At 62.1% G+C, this 14789-nt stretch carries 12 protein-coding genes; 8 read left to right on the top strand and 4 right to left on the bottom strand.

The features are described 5' to 3' along the window. Position 1 precedes the first annotated feature (1 nt). The 7 genes from argC (at position 2) to Q0844_RS04090 (ending at position 6164) form a co-directional block, all read left to right on the top strand. Positions 2-1030, top strand: a complete 1029-nt coding sequence (argC, locus tag Q0844_RS04120) for an N-acetyl-gamma-glutamyl-phosphate reductase (protein ID WP_299042380.1) — start codon at positions 2-4, stop codon at positions 1028-1030. Between the two features lie 9 nt (positions 1031-1039). Then, on the top strand, positions 1040-1483 hold the full coding sequence (gene ccmE / locus Q0844_RS04115; RefSeq protein ID WP_299042378.1) for a cytochrome c maturation protein CcmE: 444 nt from the start codon (positions 1040-1042) through the stop codon (positions 1481-1483). 74 nt (positions 1484-1557) lie between these two features. Next, positions 1558-2169, top strand: coding sequence for a holin-associated N-acetylmuramidase (locus tag Q0844_RS04110; RefSeq protein WP_299042375.1), 612 nt, complete (start codon positions 1558-1560; stop codon positions 2167-2169). Continuing rightward, entirely contained in the window at positions 2160-2732 is a 573-nt protein-coding gene (locus Q0844_RS04105; RefSeq protein WP_299042372.1) for a holin family protein, read from the top strand. Before Q0844_RS04110 ends, Q0844_RS04105 begins: the two co-directional genes overlap by 10 nt. A gap of 171 nt (positions 2733-2903) precedes the next feature. Then, the gene (locus tag Q0844_RS04100; RefSeq protein WP_299042370.1) at positions 2904-4868 is read left to right on the top strand and encodes a heme lyase CcmF/NrfE family subunit; all 1965 of its coding nucleotides are present in this window, start codon (positions 2904-2906) and stop codon (positions 4866-4868) included. Then, on the top strand, positions 4865-5320 hold the full coding sequence (locus Q0844_RS04095; protein WP_366522976.1) for a cytochrome c-type biogenesis protein: 456 nt from the start codon (positions 4865-4867) through the stop codon (positions 5318-5320). Before Q0844_RS04100 ends, Q0844_RS04095 begins: the two co-directional genes overlap by 4 nt. 67 nt (positions 5321-5387) lie before the next feature. Next, complete coding sequence (locus Q0844_RS04090) at positions 5388-6164, top strand: enoyl-CoA hydratase-related protein (RefSeq protein WP_299042368.1); 777 nt, start codon at positions 5388-5390, stop codon at positions 6162-6164. Between the two features lie 26 nt (positions 6165-6190). Here Q0844_RS04090 and Q0844_RS04085 read toward each other — a convergent pair whose 3' ends face one another. The 4 genes from Q0844_RS04085 to gltX form a co-directional block, all read right to left on the bottom strand. Continuing rightward, positions 6191-7936, bottom strand: a complete 1746-nt coding sequence (locus tag Q0844_RS04085) for a calcium-binding protein (RefSeq protein WP_299042366.1) — start codon at positions 7934-7936, stop codon at positions 6191-6193. A gap of 200 nt (positions 7937-8136) precedes the next feature. Next, positions 8137-9639: a calcium-binding protein gene (locus Q0844_RS04080; protein WP_299042364.1), complete on the bottom strand. Its 1503-nt coding sequence runs from the start codon at positions 9637-9639 to the stop codon at positions 8137-8139. A 157-nt stretch (positions 9640-9796) separates the two neighbouring features. Next, positions 9797-11092: a citrate synthase gene (gltA, locus tag Q0844_RS04075; protein WP_299042362.1), complete on the bottom strand. Its 1296-nt coding sequence runs from the start codon at positions 11090-11092 to the stop codon at positions 9797-9799. 106 nt (positions 11093-11198) lie between these two features. After that, complete coding sequence (gltX, locus tag Q0844_RS04070; RefSeq protein ID WP_299042360.1) at positions 11199-12599, bottom strand: glutamate--tRNA ligase; 1401 nt, start codon at positions 12597-12599, stop codon at positions 11199-11201. A gap of 80 nt (positions 12600-12679) precedes the next feature. Here gltX and Q0844_RS04065 point away from each other — a divergent pair, with 80 nt between their 5' ends. Beyond that, the gene (locus Q0844_RS04065; protein ID WP_299042358.1) at positions 12680-14761 is read left to right on the top strand and encodes a ComEC/Rec2 family competence protein; all 2082 of its coding nucleotides are present in this window, start codon (positions 12680-12682) and stop codon (positions 14759-14761) included. Positions 14762-14789: the final 28 nt, after the last annotated feature.

The following is a 14789-nucleotide window of genomic DNA, read 5'->3' as shown; positions in this document are numbered from 1 at the left end:
CATGACCTATAACATCGCTATCCTGGGCGCTTCCGGCTATACGGGCGCTGAACTGATCCGGTTGATTTCCGGACACTCCTTCATTGAAATCAAGGCTTTGGGCGCTTTTTCCAAAGCTGGACAGACGGTGGCGCAGGTGTATCCGCATTTGCGCCACCTGGACCTGCCGCCGATGGTCGCCTTTGACCAGATCGACTGGTCCGGCATTGATCTGTGTTTCTGCGCCCTGCCGCACAAGACCAGCCAGGACGTGATCTCGGGTCTGCCGAAGGATTTGCGGATCATTGATCTGAGTGCAGATTTCCGGCTGGAGGACCCAGATGCCTATCAGAAGTGGTACGGCAACCCGCACGCAGCGGTCGAGATGCAGAAAGAGGCCGTCTATGGCCTGACCGAGTTCTACCGGGACGAGATTGCGGGCGCACGGTTGGTGGCCGGGACGGGGTGCAATGCGGCGACGGGGCAGTTTGCGCTGCGGCCGTTGATCGCGGCGGGTGTGATTGATCTGGATGACATCATTCTGGACCTGAAGGCGGCGGTATCGGGCGCGGGGCGTGCGTTGAAGGAAAACCTGCTGCATGCGGAATTGTCCGAGGGATACCACGCCTATGCCACCGGCGGGTCGCACCGGCACCTGGGCGAGTTCGATCAGGAGTTTTCCAAGGTCGCCGGGCGTGATGTGCGCATCCAGTTCCAACCCCACCTGATCCCTGCGAACCGGGGCATTCTGGGTACGGCCTATGTGAAGGGGGACGCTCAGGTCGTGCATGACACGCTGGTCGCCGCTTATGGGGACGAGCCGTTTATCGAGATGTTGCCCATGGGCAACGTGCCGTCGACCCGGCATGTGCGCGGATCGAACTTCTGTCATATCGGTGTGGCGGCGGATCGGTTGCCGGGACGGACGGTTGTGGTTGCGGCCCTCGACAATTTGACCAAGGGATCGTCGGGGCAGGCGTTGCAAAATGCCAATCTGATGTTAGGTATTTCCGAGGTCGAGGGGCTGATGATGGCCCCGCTGTTCCCGTAGAGTGCGCCCATGAAGAGCCTGAAAAAGCAGCGTCGCATCCAGATCATCGCCCTTGCGGCAGTGGCCCTGACCGTGTCGACGGTGTTGATCGGCTATGCCATGCGCGACGGCATCAACTTTTTCCGCGCGCCCAGTCAGATCGTGGCCGAACCGCCCGGACCAAACGAGGTGTTTCGCATTGGCGGGTTGGTGGCCGAAGGGTCGTTGATCCGGGGGGAGGGCGCCTCGATTCGCTTTGAGGTCACCGACGGAGGCGCGACGGTGCCGGTCGTGTTTACGGGGGTGCTGCCCGACCTGTTCGAAGAGAACCAGGGCATGGTCGGGACTGGCCAGTACATCAATGGTGTCTTTGAAGCCTCTGAAATTCTTGCCAAACACGACGAAACCTATATGCCGGCCGAGGTCGTGGATGCCCTGAAGGAACAGGGTGTCTACAAGGAGCCGCAAGGGTAGCGTACGGTCGCGTTAAGACCCGTTAACCAACATCACAGCAGTCTTGCCCCATCGGACGCCATGAGGGGGAAGACATGCAGAACGTGCGTGAGATTGCAGAAGAGATTGTCGGCCGCGAAGGCGGTTTCGTGAACGATCCGGACGATCCGGGCGGGGCCACGAATTTCGGGGTGACGATCCATACGATGCGCCGCCTGGGCCTTGACCTGGATCGCGATGGCGACGTGGATGTGCGCGATGTGCGCCGATTGACGCGTGCGCAGGCGGTGGACATTTTCGTCACCCATTACTTTGAACGGCCGCGCATCGCGGACCTGCCGCAGCCCCTGCATGCGACTGTCTTTGACATGTATGTCAACGCGGGCGGTAACGCGATCAAGATCCTGCAACGGCTGCTGAATGCGATGGGGTATCGGGTCAGCGTGGACGGTGCATTGGGGCCGCAATCCATCGGCGCAGCGCACGAGGCACATGAACAGGCGCCTGACCATCTGGTCGACGCCTATGGCATCGCGCGCCGCAATTATTATTTCCGCATCGCGGACAACCGTCCTGCCAGCCGGAAATATGCCCGCAGCCGGGCAGGGGGCAAGGGCGGGTGGATCAAACGGGCCGAAGAGTTCATTGCGCCACGGTTTCACCTGAGTGACGCACAGTTTCAGCAAAGGGTTGCGACATGGGGTTGATGCAAGGGGTGCTTGCGCTGCTGTTTGGTGGCGAGCGCAATGTGGTCAAAAACACCGTTGAAGTGTTCCGCGAGAATGCCGAGGCCGGATCGGCACGGGCGCATGAGGTGCAGATGGAAGCCATGCGCGCGTTCGGGGCCGAGTTCGTGGTGCCGCGCCAGGGGGCATTTGATCGCTTCATGGACGGGTTGAACCGCTTGCCGCGTCCGGCGCTGGCCCTGGGCACGCTGGGATTGTTCGTATCTGCGATGGTCGCACCCTTGTGGTTCGCCGAACGCATGCAGGGCATCGCACTGGTGCCGGAGCCGCTGTGGTGGCTTTTGGGTGTTATCGTGTCCTTCTACTTTGGCGCGCGGCATCAGGTGAAGGCGCAGCAATTCCAGCGTGAGATCGTTCAGTCGATGGCGCATGTGCCGCAGGTGATGGAGAATGTCGCCGCGTTGCGGAAGCTGCGCCATGACAGCGTGGGCGCCGCGGCCACGCAAGGCGATGCCACGCTGACCGTTGCGGCATTGCGTCAGGGCGAAAATGCAGCCCTGGACGAGTGGCGCGCCGCGGCGTGATCCAAAGGACGCCTTGCGGCGACGCGATTCATTTTTGTGAATGAGGGACGCTGTCCCTCAAACTCCCTGTCGTATTTCCGGTCGGAAGAAGACCCGTCCTGGCGCGCATGTGATGCGACATAAACGGCAGGGGCATTGGCGGGATGCCTCGGGCCGCATATAACCGGGAGTATGATTACAGAGCTCGGTCACTTTGCCCTCGTCCTCGCCTTTTTGATTGCCATCGTGCAGGCGGTTGTTCCGCTGGTCGGTGCCTGGCGCCGCGATGCGCGCTGGATGGCGGTGGCGGAACCTGCGGCGTCGGCCCAGTTCTTGCTGATCGGCTTTTCCTTTGCGGCCCTCATGTGGGCCTTTATCGTGTCGGATTTCTCGTTGCGGCTGGTGGTTCTGAACAGCCATTCGGCCAAGCCGATGTTGTACAAGATTTCGGGCACATGGGGGAATCACGAGGGGTCCATGCTGCTGTGGGTGCTGATCGTGGCACTTTTTGGTGCAATGGCGGCGTGGTTCGGGGACAATCTGCCGCCCACGTTGCGCGCCCGCGTGCTGGCGGTGCAGGGGGCGATTGGCGTTGCATTCCTCGCCTTTATCCTTTTCACCTCGAACCCGTTTGTGCGTCTGGCCGTGCCGCCCTTTGACGGGCAGGACCTGAATCCGCTGCTGCAGGACCCCGGTTTGGCCTTCCATCCGCCGTTCCTGTATCTGGGCTATGTGGGTCTGAGCATGGCGTTTTCTTTTGCCGTGGCCGCCCTGATCGAAGGGCGGGTCGATGCCGCCTGGGGCCGGTGGGTGCGGCCCTGGACGCTGGCGGCCTGGGTGTTTCTGACCATTGGCATCGCCCTTGGGTCCTGGTGGGCCTATTACGAGCTGGGCTGGGGGGGCTTCTGGTTCTGGGATCCGGTCGAGAACGCAAGCTTCATGCCGTGGCTTTTGGCGGCGGCATTGCTGCATTCGGCCATCGTGGTGGAAAAGCGCGAGAGCCTGAAATCCTGGACCATCCTTCTGGCGATCCTCGCCTTCGGCTTTTCGCTGATCGGCACCTTTATTGTGCGGTCGGGTCTGCTGACATCGGTACATGCCTTTGCCAACGATCCCGAACGGGGTGTGTTCATCCTGATGATCATGGGCTTTTTCATGGGCGGTGCGCTGATCCTGTTTGCCTTGCGCGCGGGCGCAATGGAGGCGCGCGGCGTCTTCGGTATGGTCAGCCGCGAAAGTGCGTTGATTGCCAACAACGTGCTGCTGGCGGTCAGCTGTTTCGTGGTTTTCGTGGGCACCATGTGGCCGCTCGTGGCCGAGATGTTCTTTGATCGCAAGCTGAGTGTCGGGCCGCCGTTCTTCAACATGGCCTTCACGCCGTTTATGGTGATCCTGGGCCTGATCCTGCCCGTGGGCGCGATGATCCCGTGGAAACGGGGGCAGATGGCGCGGGCGATGCGGCCCTTGCGTTATGTATTTGTTCTGGCGCTGGCCTTTGGCGGGCTGGCCTGGGCCATGAACACGGGGCGGTCACTGACCGGTCCTTTGGGGGCGTTCCTGGGGGCGTGGCTGGTGATGGGGGCGATGGTCGATCTGGCGTCGCGCACCGGCCAGCGGTTCGACTTTGCCCGTTTGTGGCGTTTGCCCCGCGCCGATTGGGGCAAGACGGTGGCCCATGCGGGTCTTGGGGTAACCATGATCGGCGTGGCCGGACTGACCGCCTGGCAGAGCGAGGACATCCGCGTGGCGCAGGTGGGCGAGCAGTTCACGGTTGGCGGTTATGATCTGACCCTGGACGAGGTCCGGGATGTGGAGGGGCCGAATTACCTGTCTACCATGGCGTTCATCACGCTGTCGCAGGACGGCGAAGAGATTGCGCAGCTGCGTCCCGAAAAGCGGATTTATCCGGTGGCCCAGATGCCGACAACCGAAGCCGGGATCGATTATGATCTGGCCCGCGACGTCTATGTCGTGATCGGGGATGCGCAGCAGGGCGGCGGATGGGCGGTGCGGACCTATATCAAGCCGCTGACAAACTGGATCTGGATCGGCTGCGCGCTGATGTCGCTGGGCGGGCTCTTGTCGCTGAGTGACCGGCGGTTCCGCGTGGCCTCGGGGGCGCGCAAGACGCGTCAAACCGCGGTGCCTGCGGAATGATGCGGCTTGCTGTCCTGGTCTGGCTGGTTCTGTGCACCGCCGCGCTGGCCCTTGATCCGGCCGAGATGCTGGGTGATCCGGTATTGGAGGCGCAGGCGCGGGACCTGGATCATGCCCTGCGTTGCGTCGTGTGCCAGTCGGAATCCATTGCATCCTCGAACGCGCAGTGGGCGGTTGACGCGCGGCGCGTGATCCGTGAACAGGTGGCTGCCGGGCAAACCAACGCACAGGTCGTTGATTTCTTTGTCGAGCGGTATGGAGAGTTTGTGCTGATGACGCCCCGCAGGTCCGGATCGAACTGGCTGCTTTGGGCGGCGGGGCCGTTGATGTTCTTGCTCGCTGCCGGGATCGGGTTCGGGTATCTGCGTGGACGCGCCCGTGCGCCTGTCACGTCCGATGCGGGCCTGAGCGCGGAGGAAACGCGACGTCTGCGCGAGATTATGGACGAGTGACCCGCTGTCAGGGCTTTTCTAAACTGATCGGTTTGGTATTGAGGATCGGAACGTGAAGGGACCTGCCATGAACTACGAGACGCTCAGCTACGACCTGGAGGACGGCGCGGCGATTATCACGCTGAACCGCCCCGACAAGATGAACGCCTTGACCACGCAGATGCGGGCCGAGATCGAAGTTGCCGTGACCCATGCCGGAAAGGATGCGCGCGTTGTCGTGCTGACCGGGGCGGGCCGCGCCTTTTGTTCGGGCCAGGACCTGGGCGACCGGGCCAACGCATCGAACCTGGATCTTGAGCGGACATTGCGTGACGAATACACGCCCATGCTGAACGCGATTGTGGAGTGCCCTGTGCCGACCGTGGCGGCCGTGAACGGCGCTGCCGCCGGGGCGGGGGCCAACCTTGCCTTGGCCTGTGACGTGGTGATCGCCTCGGAAAGCGCCTATTTCCTTCAGGCCTTTACGCGCATTGGCCTGATCCCGGATGCGGGCGGCACATATGTGTTGCCGCGCACGATGGGCATGGCCAAGGCGATGGGCGCCGCCCTTTTTGCCGAGAAGATCACGGCCCGCCAGGCCGATGATTGGGGCATGATCTGGGAAGCGGTTGCCGATGATGCGTTCGACGCGCACTGGAAAGCCCGTGTCGCGCACCTGTCGCATGGCCCGACCAAAGCCTTTGCCGCGGCCAAGCGGGTCATCCGGGGCAGCTGGGCCAATGATCTGGAGGCGCAAATGGCGTCCGAGGCGTCCGAACAGGGCGCATGCGGGCAAAGCCGGGATTTCCGCGAGGGCGTGTTGGCCTTTGTCGAAAAGCGCAAGCCAAGCTTTGAAGGGCGCTGACGCCGGTGGCCTTTCTGTGCACCCGGTCAGGCGGGTGCAAACAGGGCGTTGGTATCGAGGCCACGTGACAATGTAATGTCGCCTGAGGCCACGGCTCCGGCGCCGCCCTGTACCCGCATCACGTCCGCGCCGTTGATCTGAACCAAGGCATCTGCGCCGTCATTGATAACCGTGATCACCGGCGTTTCGATGTCCGTCATGATGACAAGCGCGTCTTCGCCCGCGACATAATCGGTGATCAGCCCGGGTCCTGCATCCGCGCCCGCGCTGCTGCCCAGGGCAAAGAATGTGTCCGCATCTGCGCCGCCGGTTACCGTGTCAGCGGCGCCAAAGATGATCTGATCGCTGCGGTTGCCGCCATCGATCACGTCAGCGTCCCCATCGTCTGCCGGTATGATCACACCATCCACAGGTGGCGGAACCGCCTGGTCCAGGGACAATCCGTCTTGCAGGAACCCGAAACTGCCATTGCTGAGCGGGCCGGTCAGATCGCCGCCAATCAGCACATCCGCCCCTTCGCCGCCAACAACCGTATCCGCGCCGGTGCCGCCGATGACCGTGTCGGACTGCGTGCCGCCACGCACGGAATCGTTGCCGTCGTTCCCGTTTACCCAGTCGTTGCCGGCGTTTCCGGAAACGGTGTCGTCGCCGCCGCGCCCCTGCAAATAGTCGTTGCCGGCATTGCCGGTGATACGGTCAAAGCCCGCCTGGCCCTGCACGATGTCAGAGCCGTCGCCGCCGATGATCTCGTCATCGCCCGCGCCGCCGCTGATCGTGTCGTCGCCGCCAAGGCCGCTGATGATTTCATCTTCGCCTGTGCCTGACAGCGTTTCGCTGTCTTCGGTTCCGTCGATCACGGGCGTGGCGTCGGTGTCTTCGAATTGCAGGATTTGCACGTCATCCGCAGTGAATGTGCCAGCCGCGCCGGTGATGCGCGCAAGCACTTCGCCATCGTAGCTGAGCAGCGCGTCATCACCATCATCCGCCACGGAAATTGCATCGCGGATCGCAACCTCGTCCGACCGGAAGTAAAGCGCCAGCTCTTCCCCCTCGGGGCTGTTGAAATCCGTGATCGTCGCCGGACCCTGATCGTTGAGCGCGCTGTCGGCGATCACGGCAAAAAAGTCGACCTCGCTGCCGCCCTCGGCCGTGTCGCCTGCGCCCATGATCAGCACGTCCTCGCCATTGCGGCCAAACAGTTGGTCCGCCGCGCCGTCATCGCGGATGCCTGCCAGCGGGTTCGAGCCATCGGGGAACAGCTCTTGCAGCGTGCCGCCATCGCGGATGACGCCAAGCTGCGCATTCGACAGCGGATCGGCGATCAATTCGCCGCCCACCACGATGTCATCACCGCTGCGCCCGTCCACGATGTCTGCGCCCTGGCCGCCGATGGCCACATCGTCACCCGCGCCACCACGGACCAGGTCGCTGCCGTCATTGCCGTCAACCCAATCGTCCCCGGCGAACCCCTGCACCGTGTCGTCATCGCCACGGCCCTGCATCGCGTCATCGCCAGCACCGCCGATCAGCAGGTCATCGCCATTCAGGCCTTGTACGACGTCATCGCCGAACGACCCGTCCAGAGTGTCATTGCCCAGCAATCCGATGATGTCGTCATCGCCCTCGCCACCGGTGATGTTGTCGTCGCCTATGGTGCCGATCAGCAGCTGATCAATGTCTTCATCTTCCTGACGGGCGGGTGCATCGACGTCGTCTTCGATTTTGATGACATCCGCAAAGAGGGCTGGAAACAGCGAAAGTAGGAAAAGCATGGTGGGTCCCCCAGGAACCGAGCACTATCTGTTACCATTTTCTTGAGATTGTTCGGGCGTGCCGCCGTCCTGTCAATCCAAAGCCGCGAATTGAAACTGCCGCGGGCATGAACACGAGCGTGACTGCATACTGTTTCTCACGCAGCAACAATGCGTTGCGCGGTGCACCGGTTCGATGCAATATACCCCGTGGTGCGTGATCACACCGGCAACAGGACCAAGGCATTGCCGCTGTTCAACGCGTCAAAGCCGATGTTGGGGAAGCGCGCGATCACGCGGTTTTCGGTGTCGGAAATGGCGACTTCAACGACAGCGGTTCCATCGTCATCTTCAGCGAAAAACACTGTTGGCGCTGCGTCGCCGTCGAAGCTGTACAGCAGAGTATCCTGTGCAGGGTCGAAGTCGACAATTTCTACAGGCGGACCATCAAGGTCCATCCAATCTCCAATAATTACAGCATCAATGCCGGAGCCGGTATCGACCACGTCCGCGTTCCCGGCAAAAAACACGTCGTCGCCGACGCCGCCAACCAGCGTGTCTGCCTCGCCCGTGTCGGCACCAATGTCCAACAAATCCGCAAAGTTGAGCGGCGCACCGTCCGTCACAAGAATGCCCGCCGCCCTGACCAACTCGGCCGGAGTTGAAGCCACAAAGATGTCTGCGCCCACCAGCAGATCGTCACCCACATCGCCGAAAAGCGTATCTTCACCGGCATCCGCAAACAATGTGTCGTTCCCGGATTCGCCCCGCAGAAGGTCATTCCCGGCGCCACCGACCACAACATCCGCCCCTTCGCGGCCAAAGACGCGGTCCGCGCCGTCATCGGCCAGGACAAAGTCGTTTGACGTTGTGCCGCGTAAGACGTCCGCGCCGTCTGTTCCAAGCTGCGTCTCGATCGTGTTGGTCGCTGGGCGTTCCACCAGTGACAGTTGAACATCGCTGGCATCATCCAGCGTCAAATTCAGCAGGTTTGCGACCACATCGTCTTCCGCCAGAAGCTGAAGGGTGCCGTCCGACCCGCTTGCCAGCGACAAGGTCGGCTGCGGCGCGCCATTTGCGACACTGTAGACAAGCCTGTCCTGACTGGGGTCAAAATCAACGATGTCAACGGTGCTGCCCGGGGCGATCCAATCACCGACCTGAACCTCGTCCGCGCCGTCGCCAAGGCTCACTTCGTCATTGGCCCCTGCGTACACCGTATCATCGCCTACGCCAGCGATCACGGTATCGCTTTCACCTGTGTCCGCGTCGGCGTCAAAGCTGCCGGTGTTGTCGAAGATCAGAAATCCGGACGCTGTTGTCTGATCGAACAGCGCGTCTTCATCCAGAACGTTCGCCCCGTAAAGGATATCATTGCCGGTGTCGCCAAAGAGGGTGTCCTCGCCCGTGCCGCCAAACAGTTGATCCATTCCGCCTTCGCCGCGGATCAGGTCGTTGCCTTCCGCCCCAAAAAGAGCATCCGCGCCTTGCCCGGCAAAGGCCCGGTCATCGCCTGCGCCCAGGTTGACAAGATCGTTGCCGCCTTGGGACCGTACAATGTCATTGCCCGTGCCCGTTTCAATGGTTTCTGCTTCGTCCGTCGTCGACAGATTTTGATCGCCGTCCGTTGGTTCGGAGGTTGTGCCGGTGTCATCATCGTCATCGAAGGCACTGACCAGCAAGCCAACACCGAATACCGCCAGAATCGCAATTCCAAAACCCATGCGCGCACACTCCCCAAAGCGTTTGGCAAAGGGTGGTGCAGACGCGCATGCGCGTCAAGCTGGGCCTCGGTATTGTGGCATGTACGGAAACGATCCTGAACGACGCGCGGCATTGATACGAAAAACCCCCACACAGGGCGGGGGTTTTTGCGGTGCTTCAGCGGCTTTCGATGTCCACGTAATCGCGCGCGGTCTCGCCCAGGTACAGCTGGCGCGGGCGGCCGATCTTGTTCTGTGGATCGGCGATCATTTCCTTCCACTGGCTGATCCAGCCCACGGTACGCGACAGCGCAAAGATCGGGGTAAACATCGAGGTGGGGAAGCCCATCGCTTCGAGAATGATGCCGGAATAAAAGTCCACGTTCGGGAACAGCTTCTTCTCGGCAAAATACGGATCGTTCAGTGCCGCCTGTTCCAGTTCCTTGGCGACCTGCAGGATGGGGTTGTTTTCGACACCCAGCAATTCCAGCACTTCGTCGGCGGACTGTTTCATCACCGTCGCGCGCGGATCAAAGTTCTTGTAGACGCGGTGGCCGAAACCCATCAGGCGGAACGGATCGTCCTTGTCCTTGGCACGAGCGATGAATTCGGGGATGCGATCAACGGTGCCGATTTCCTTGAGCATCTCAAGACACGCCTGGTTTGCACCGCCGTGGGCAGGACCCCAAAGGCAGGCGATGCCCGCCGCGATGCAGGCGAACGGGTTTGCCCCGGACGACGACGCGAGCCGCACGGTCGAGGTGGACGCGTTCTGTTCGTGGTCCGCATGCAGGGTGAAGATGCGGTCCATGGCGCGGGAGAGGATCGGATTGACCTCGTAATCCTCGGCCGGGACGGCAAAGCACATGCGCAGGAAGTTCGACGCATAGTCCAGATCGTTGCGTGGATAGATGAACGGCTGGCCGATAGAGAACTTGTAGGCCCAGGCCGCAATCGTCGGCATCTTGGCGATCAGGCGGATGGACGCGACTTCGCGCTGGTGTTCGTCGTGAATGTCGGTGCTGTCGTGGTAGAAGGCGGACATGGCCCCGACAACACCTGTCATGATCGCCATCGGATGCGCATCACGGCGGAACCCGCGATAAAAATACTGCATCTGTTCGTGCAGCATGGTGTGGTTGGTCACCAGGTTTTCGAATTCTTCCAGCTGTTTGGCCGAGGGCAGTTCACCATAGAGCAGCAGGTAGCATACTTCGAGATAGTGAGATTTTTCAGCCAGTTGACCGATCGGGTAGCCACGGTGCAACAGCACACCTTCGCCACCGTCAATAAAGGTGATGGTGCTGTCGCAGCTGGCGGTCGAGGTAAAGCCAGGATCGTAGGTGAACACACCCGCCTGTCCGTAAAGTTTTCGGATATCCACCACATCAGGCCCGGCAGTGGGCGAATGGATGGGCAGATCAAAGCTGTCGTCACCAATTGTCAGGGTTGCGGATTTGGGGGCATCGGCCATCAGGGTCGTTCCTTTCGTCGCATGGCGGGCGCACCCGCCAGGGGCTGTGGCATTGCCGCCAAGCCCATCGTTAGACTGCGCACCATGAACGATTGATGAACCGTTTTCAGGTGGCAGCATCCTCAAGCCTGGCAAGGGTTTCTTCGCGTCCCAGCACCAGCATCATGTCAAAGACCGAAGGCGTTACGGCCCGACCTGCAAGCGCGGCCCTGAGCGGACCAGCCAACTTGCCGAATTTCGTGTCCTGCGCCGCAGCGAAATCGTTCAGGACCGCCTCCAAACTGTTACGAGACCAAGTAACGGTTTGCAGCTGCGGCGTCAATTGCGACAGTATACTACGGGATACTGTATCAAGCGCTTTTGAGGATTTCTCGTCCGGTGTTACAGGCCGTTCGGTCAGGATAAAGTGTGCCTTTTCAAGAAGTTCGGGCAGTGTCTTGGCCCGTTCCTTGACAAAGGGCAGGGCCGCCATCAACCCGTCTTTCCGCGATTGTTTCAACGGTTCTAGGTCAGCGGCGGCCAGATATCTTTCAATTTCGTGCTGCAATGCGGCGTCATCGGCTTGCGCAATGTGCTGGCCCGACAGGTTTTCGAGCTTTTTGACGTCAAAACGGGCGGGGCTTTTGCCGATGCCATTCAGGTCGAACCATTCCAGTGCCTGCGCGTCGGTAAAGAACTCGTCGTCCCCATGGCTCCACCCCAGGCGCGCCAGATAGTTGCGCATACCGGCGGCAGGGTAGCCCATGACCTGATACTCCTGCGCCCCAAGTGCGCCATGGCGTTTCGACAGCTTCTTGCCGTCCGGTCCGTGGATCAGCGGGATATGCGCCCAGACGGGCACGTCCCAGCCCATGGCGGTATAGATCATCATCTGGCGTGCGGCATTGTTCAGGTGGTCATCGCCCCGGATCACATGGGTCACACCCATATCGTGGTCATCGACCACCACCGCCAGCATGTAGACGGGCGTGCCGTCGGCACGCAACAGAACCATGTCGTCCAACTGATCGTTGCGGATGGTCACATCGCCCTGCACTTCGTCCTTGATCACGGTTGTGCCATCCTGCGGCGCCTTGATGCGCACAACAAAGGGCGCGTCGGGGTATGTCGCAGGGTCCGCGTCGCGCCAGGGCGACTGGAAAAGGGTAGACTTGCCCTCGGCTTTCGCCGCTTCGCGAAACGCCGCGATGTCATCCTGGGTCGCGAAACACTTATACGCCTTGCCTTCGGCCAGAAGCGCGTGCGCCACCTCGGCATGGCGGTCGGCGCGGGCAAATTGGCTGATCACCTCGCCATCGTGATCCAGGCCCAGCCACGCCATCCCGTCAAGGATGGCTTGCGTCGCTTCGGGGGTGGACCGGGCGCGGTCCGTATCCTCGATTCTCAGCAGAAAGGTGCCGCCGCGCCCCCGCGCATACAGCCAGTTGAACAGCGCGGTTCGCGCCCCGCCGATATGCAGGAAACCCGTGGGCGAGGGGGCAAAACGGGTGATGACGGGCTGTGACATGGGACGGATTTACCTTTGCTTAACCACGATGGGCCTACGGTTTGGGCTCCTGATACTCACCATGGGCACAAGGGGCAAGCATGGGGCATGGCCTTGGCATACGCCACGCGATGCTGATCCAGCGCGGGCACCTTTTTGGCTGGTGCCCCGTGGGGATGGCGTGCGGGATTGCCCTGTTTTTCGGTCTGCGGTTCGAACCCTCGCTGGCGATTTACGCCGGGGTCATTGCGGCGGGGCTTGGCGCGCTCGTGGCAGCACGGCGGGTGGGCGAGGTGATGTCACCCCTGCTGGTTCTGGCAGCGATGATCGCGCTGGGGTTCACCTTGGCGGGCTGGCGGGCGCATTCGGTGGCAGGGCCTGTGCTGGACTGGCGCTATTACGGCCCGGTCGAAGGGCGGATCATCGGCATGGACCGCAGTGCCTCGGACGCGGTGCGCCTGACGCTGGATCATGTCAAGCTGGACCGGGTCGCCCCCACTGACACACCGACGCGCGTCCGCATTTCCCTGCATGGCGACAGTGCACTTGGTGTTACGCCCGAACCGGGGTTGCGGGTGATGACCACGGCGCATCTGGGTCCCCCGGGCGGCCCGGTCGAGCCGGGAGGCTTTGACTTTCAACGCCACGCCTGGTTCGCGCAACTGGGGGCCGTCGGCTATACACGGGTGCCGCTGATGGCGATCAGCGTGGCGGAGTTCGACCTGCGCCAAACGATCTTTCGCATCCGCATGACCGTGTCGGCGCACGTGCGCGCGGCGCTGCCGGGGGATGTCGGCGGATTTGCGGCGGCCGTGACCACCGGGGATCGCAGCGGCATCAGCCAGGATGCCCTTGGCGATCTGCGCGCGTCCAACACGGCGCACCTGCTGGCGATTTCAGGGCTGCATATGGGGCTCTTGTCCGGTTTTGTCTTTGGCTTGCTGCGTTTGATCTTTGCGTTGATCCCCTTTGTCGCCCTGAACTGGCCCGCGCGCAAACTGGCGGCGGTGGGGTCGTTGATCGCGGCATCGGTCTATCTGGCGCTATCGGGGGGCAATGTGGCGACCGAACGGGCCTTTGTGATGGTTGCGGTTGCGCTGTGCGCGATACTGGTGAACCGGCGGGCCATCAGCCTGCGCGCAGTTGCAATGGCGGCCATCATCGTGCTCACGCTGCGGCCCGAGGCATTGATGGGGCCGGGGTTCCAGATGTCCTTTGCCGCTACAACCGCCCTTGTGGCGGTGTTCGGCTGGATCAGGGACCTGGAGTGGACCTTGGGCCCGAAATGGATGCAGCCGGTTCTGGGCGTCGTGATTTCGTCCGCTGTGGCGGGACTGGCGACAGCGCCTATCGGGGCGGCACATTTCAACACGATGGCGCATTACGGCCTGATCGCGAACCTGGCCTCGGTGCCGTTGATGGGCATCCTTGTGATCCCGGCAGCGGTAATTGCCCTGGCGCTGGCCCCGATCGGGCTCGATATCATCGGGTTGTGGCTGATGGGGGCCGGGTTGCGCTGGATTCTGTGGGTCGCGGACACCGTGTCGGGTCTGGAGGGCGCGCAGGGGTTTGTAGCGGGGCCGGGACCGGTGGTGTTGCCCTTGATGGCGTTGGGCATGTTGTTTGTCATCCTCTGGCAGGGGCGGGTCCGGGCGCTCGGGGTCTTGCCTGTCATTGTGGCGCTGGTGTTGTGGCAGTTCGGTTCGCGCCCGCATGTCCTGATTGCCGATACGGGTGGACTGGTGGGTCTCATGACAACCGAGGGACGGGCGCTCAGCCGGGCCAAGGGCGCCGGGTTCGTGGCGCGCAACTGGCTTGAAAACGATGGCGAGGGCATTGATCAGGCGACGGCTGCGGACCGGTGGGATCAGGATCATCCGATCCGGATCACCCATCTGAGCGGCAAGCGCGCGGCTGCGGCCTTTTCCGGCTGCGTCAAGGGCGAGATCGTCGTGGCCAACACTGACCTTGAAGGCGCGCGCGATCTGCCGTGCCTGGTGCTGACCCCGCCAATCCTGCGGTACACCGGCGCGATTGCAGTGCTGCATGGCAAAGACGGGTGGGTGCTGCGCACAGCGCGGGACGTGGCGGGGGACCGGATGTGGTCCGGCTGGGCCAAAGCGCCTGCTCCGGCGCTGGCCGTGGGCGGGCCGTCCATCCGTACCCTGGCCCGAAACGACTAGGGCGAACCGTCTGGTCCGCCCCACTCAT

It is taken from the genome of uncultured Tateyamaria sp., assembly GCF_947503465.1.
Classification (GTDB): Bacteria; Pseudomonadota; Alphaproteobacteria; order Rhodobacterales; family Rhodobacteraceae; genus Tateyamaria.
The sequence above is the reverse complement of the archived record's forward strand: the minus strand, read 5'-3'. Positions and strand labels throughout refer to the sequence as shown.

Bases quoted from the DNA above. Each gene is read 5' to 3' on its own strand.
- argC (WP_299042380.1), top strand. From the start codon at position 2: ATGACCTATAACATCGCTATCCTGGGCGCTTCCGGCTATACGGGCGCT.
- ccmE (WP_299042378.1), top strand. From the start codon at position 1,040: ATGAAGAGCCTGAAAAAGCAGCGTCGCATCCAGATCATCGCCCTTGCG.
- Q0844_RS04110 (WP_299042375.1), top strand. From the start codon at position 1,558: ATGCAGAACGTGCGTGAGATTGCAGAAGAGATTGTCGGCCGCGAAGGC.
- Q0844_RS04105 (WP_299042372.1), top strand. From the start codon at position 2,160: ATGGGGTTGATGCAAGGGGTGCTTGCGCTGCTGTTTGGTGGCGAGCGC.
- Q0844_RS04100 (WP_299042370.1), top strand. From the start codon at position 2,904: ATGATTACAGAGCTCGGTCACTTTGCCCTCGTCCTCGCCTTTTTGATT.
- Q0844_RS04095 (WP_366522976.1), top strand. From the start codon at position 4,865: ATGATGCGGCTTGCTGTCCTGGTCTGGCTGGTTCTGTGCACCGCCGCG.
- Q0844_RS04090 (WP_299042368.1), top strand. From the start codon at position 5,388: ATGAACTACGAGACGCTCAGCTACGACCTGGAGGACGGCGCGGCGATT.
- Q0844_RS04085 (WP_299042366.1), bottom strand. From the start codon at position 7,936: ATGCTTTTCCTACTTTCGCTGTTTCCAGCCCTCTTTGCGGATGTCATC.
- Q0844_RS04080 (WP_299042364.1), bottom strand. From the start codon at position 9,639: ATGGGTTTTGGAATTGCGATTCTGGCGGTATTCGGTGTTGGCTTGCTG.
- gltA (WP_299042362.1), bottom strand. From the start codon at position 11,092: ATGGCCGATGCCCCCAAATCCGCAACCCTGACAATTGGTGACGACAGC.
- gltX (WP_299042360.1), bottom strand. From the start codon at position 12,599: ATGTCACAGCCCGTCATCACCCGTTTTGCCCCCTCGCCCACGGGTTTC.
- Q0844_RS04065 (WP_299042358.1), top strand. From the start codon at position 12,680: ATGGGGCATGGCCTTGGCATACGCCACGCGATGCTGATCCAGCGCGGG.